The sequence below is a fragment of the Acinetobacter boissieri genome (assembly GCF_900096955.1).
GTDB classification, from domain to species: domain Bacteria; phylum Pseudomonadota; class Gammaproteobacteria; order Pseudomonadales; family Moraxellaceae; genus Acinetobacter; species Acinetobacter boissieri.
Genome location: NZ_FMYL01000022.1, coordinates 1 through 1,959 on the forward strand (window position 1 = coordinate 1; position 1,959 = coordinate 1,959).

General features: G+C 35.3%; 2 protein-coding genes. Both read right to left on the reverse strand.

The window, feature by feature from the left end; translation table 11 throughout:
- Window positions 1–102: 102 nt before the first annotated feature.
- The gene (locus BLS38_RS12770; RefSeq protein WP_092750209.1) at window positions 103–789 is read right to left on the reverse strand and encodes a GAD-like domain-containing protein; all 687 of its coding nucleotides are present in this window, start codon (window positions 787–789) and stop codon (window positions 103–105) included.
- Between the two features lie 244 nt (window positions 790–1,033).
- Entirely contained in the window at window positions 1,034–1,699 is a 666-nt protein-coding gene (locus BLS38_RS12775; protein WP_171258596.1) for a GAD-like domain-containing protein, read from the reverse strand.
- Between the last annotated feature and the right edge of the window lie 260 nt (window positions 1,700–1,959).

The window sequence follows — 1,959 nt, forward strand, 5'->3', positions numbered from 1 at the left end:
CGTGACGTAACAGCAGTATTTGCTTCATTACTTAATTAAAGCAAATACTGCGAATGTGAATGAATGAAGCGATGACTTGTGAAAAGATTGTCTAGCTTAACTTTACTCGTCTTTGATCGGTTGACGTGCAGCCTCTTTTACCCAGTCCATATTAAAAATAATCGATTTCGGTACATCAATCATTTGTCTTAACACCATCATTTGCACCAGTGCATTGACTTTATTTACATATTTGATATTAAGCGCGGCATCGCCAATCAAGGCATACGCAGGTTCAAAGGTATACATTTCATCCCAACCAAGGCCACCACATTTTTTAACGGCACGATTAAATAAAGGCTTGTCATTAATATCTTCTAAGTCAACTCTTTCTTGATTTATAGCAATAGTAAAACTTGAAATTGCGGTATCATATTCATCGGTTCCATCTTCAATACTACCTGTAATTTGACCATAAACTGGATCAATAATCAGATGACTCTTTGTTTCTAGATGAAAGATATACAATTCATTAAATGCTGTTCGTGATAGGGCATAAAAATGTCCGCCCAATTGTTGTTCATAGTCTGTACCTGCTAACCATGCATCCACCACAGGTTGCCATTCATTTGGATTGACAAGTTGATAAGCCCCCTGTGCAAACTGACAAAAGCCTTTTTCTTTCCAAATCTCGATCAACGTTGGGCTAAGCACAGCTTCATATTGAGTAATAATCTCTGCTGGAACTGGCCGAATTTCACTCACTGCACCAATTTTCTGAATCATTCGGTCAAAATCATATAAAGACATCTTTACTTTCCTTATTTACACAGTTCAAATTTAAAGTTTAATAAAGCATTACCTTTATTTTCCTGCATTGCTTTTTCAGCATATTTATCCTCCATTGCGTACCTTTATTTTAGTTTTTATTTCCTAAGATGTGCTTTTTAGCCGTGACGTAACAGCAGTATTTGCGTCATTACTTAATTAAAGCAAATACTGCGAATGTGAATGAATGAAGCGATGAGCTGTGAAAAGATTTTCTAGTTCAACTTTACTCGTCTTGGATCGGTTGACGTGCAGCCTCTTTTACCCAGTCCATATTAAAAATAATCGACTTTGGTACATCAATCATTTGTCTTAACACCATCATTTGCACCAAAGCATTCGCTTTATTGACATACTTAATATCAAGGGCTGCATCGCCAATCAAGGCATATGCAGGCTCAAAATTGTACATTTCATCCCAACCAAGGCCACCACATTTTTTTATAGATCGTTTAAGCAGAGGTTTATTTTTAAAATCAAAAAAATCAATATCTTCCTGATCTAAAGCAATAGTAAATCTTGAAATTGCGGTATCATACTCATCATCACCATCGTTTATGCTACCTGTAATACGTCCAAGAATCGGATCAATTGTCAGCTTACTCTTTGTTTCTAGATGAAAGATATACAATTCATTACATGCATTACGTGACAATGCATAAAAATGTCCGCCCAATTGTTGTTCATACTCTGTGCCTGCTAACCAAGCATCCACCACAGGTTGCCATTCAGTCGGATTGACAAATTGATAAGCTCCATGTGCAAACTGACAAAAGCCATGTTCTTTCCAAATCTCAATAAGTGTAGGACTAAGTATAGATTCATACTGTTGAATAATTTCTATAGGCACAGGGCGAGTGTCCGTAATCTCTCCAAGTTCATCAATTGTCATTTTCAATCTTTTTAATCTTTTTAACTTCAATAAAGACATCTTTATTTCCTTTATTTACATAGTTCAAATTTAAAGTTTAATAAAGCATTACCTTTATTTTCTTTCACTGCTTTTTCAGCATATTTATCCATTTCTTGAATATGCTTTTTCCATTGCGTACCTTTGTTTTAGTTTTTATTTCCTAAGATGTGCTTTTTAGCCGTGACGTAACAGCAGTATTTGCGTCATTACTTAATTAAAGCAAATACTGCGAATGTGAA